This window comes from Azomonas macrocytogenes (assembly GCF_014191985.1).
Lineage (GTDB): Bacteria > Pseudomonadota > Gammaproteobacteria > Pseudomonadales > Pseudomonadaceae > Azomonas > Azomonas macrocytogenes.
Genome location: NZ_JACHXI010000064.1, coordinates 1 through 1392, shown reverse-complemented (window position 1 = coordinate 1392; position 1392 = coordinate 1). Strand labels below are relative to the sequence as shown.

1 protein-coding gene is annotated in these 1392 nt (G+C 63.4%); it reads left to right on the top strand.

Features of this window, described 5'->3' with window-relative positions:
• Positions 1-1392: glucose-6-phosphate dehydrogenase (gene zwf, locus FHR87_RS18875; protein WP_183168299.1), on the top strand; the 1392-nt coding region annotated here is incomplete at both ends.

The following is a 1392-nucleotide window of genomic DNA, read 5'->3' as shown; positions in this document are numbered from 1 at the left end:
GGAGACCTGGCCCTACGCAAGCTGTTTCCTTCCCTCTATCAACTCGATCGCGCGAACCTGCTGCACCCGGACATGCGCATCCTCGCCCTGTCCCGCGAGACCGGTGAAGACGGCTGGCATCTGGCACTGATCCGCCAGCACCTGTGCCGCCATGTCCCGGCCACGGAAATCGACGACGCCATCCTGCAGCGCTTTCTCGAACGCGTGGACTACCTCAACATCGACTTCCTGCAGGTCGAGGACTACCCCGCACTGGCCGAGCGGATCGGCTACGCGGAGCAGGTGATCGCCTATTTCGCCACACCTGCCGCCCTGTACGAATCGATCTGCGCCGGGCTGGCCCATGCCGGACTGGCCGAACGCACCCGCGTGGTGCTGGAAAAACCCATCGGCCACGACCTGGCCTCCTCGCGGGTCGTCAACGACGCCGTGGCCCGCTACTTCCCGGAAAACCGCATCTACCGGATCGACCACTACCTGGGCAAGGAAACGGTCCAGAACCTCATTGCCCTGCGCTTTGCCAACAGCCTGTTCGAAACCCAGTGGGACCAGAACCACATCTCGCACGTGGAAATCACCGTAGCCGAAACCGTCGGCATCGAAGGCCGCTGGGGCTACTTCGACCAGGCCGGGCAACTGCGCGACATGCTGCAGAACCACCTGCTGCAACTGCTCTGCCTGATCGCCATGGACCCGCCGAGCGACCTGACCGCCGACAGCATCCGCGACGAAAAGGTCAAGGTCCTCAAGGCCCTGGCGCCGATCACCCCCGACATCGCCCAGCAAGTCGTGGTCCGCGGCCAGTACGCCGGCGGCTACTCCGGCGGCAAGCCCGTGCCCGGCTACCTCGAGGAAGACAACGCCAACGCCCAGAGCAACACCGAGACCTTCGTCGCGCTACGGGCGGAAATCCGCAACTGGCGCTGGTCGGGCGTCCCCTTCTACCTGCGTACCGGCAAACGCATGGCGCAGAAGCTCTCGCAGATCGTCATCCACTTCAAGGAACCGCCGTTCTACATCTTCGCGCCCGAGCAACGCGCCCTGATCAGCAACCGCCTGATCATCCGCCTGCAGCCGCAGGAAGGCATTTCCCTGCAGGTGATGACCAAGGAGCAGGGGCTGGACAAAGGCATGCAGCTGCGCAGCGGGCCGCTGCACCTGAATTTTTCCGACACCTATAAAAGTGCGCGGATCCCCGATGCCTACGAGCGGCTGCTGCTGGAAGTGATGCAAGGCAACCAGAACCTGTTCGTGCGTAAGGATGAAATCGAATACGCGTGGAAATGGTGCGACCAACTGATCGAAGGGTGGAAGCGCCTGGGCGACAAACCCAAGGCGTATCCGGCCGGTTCGTGGGGGCCGGTGGCATCCATTGCGCTGATTACCCGGGAC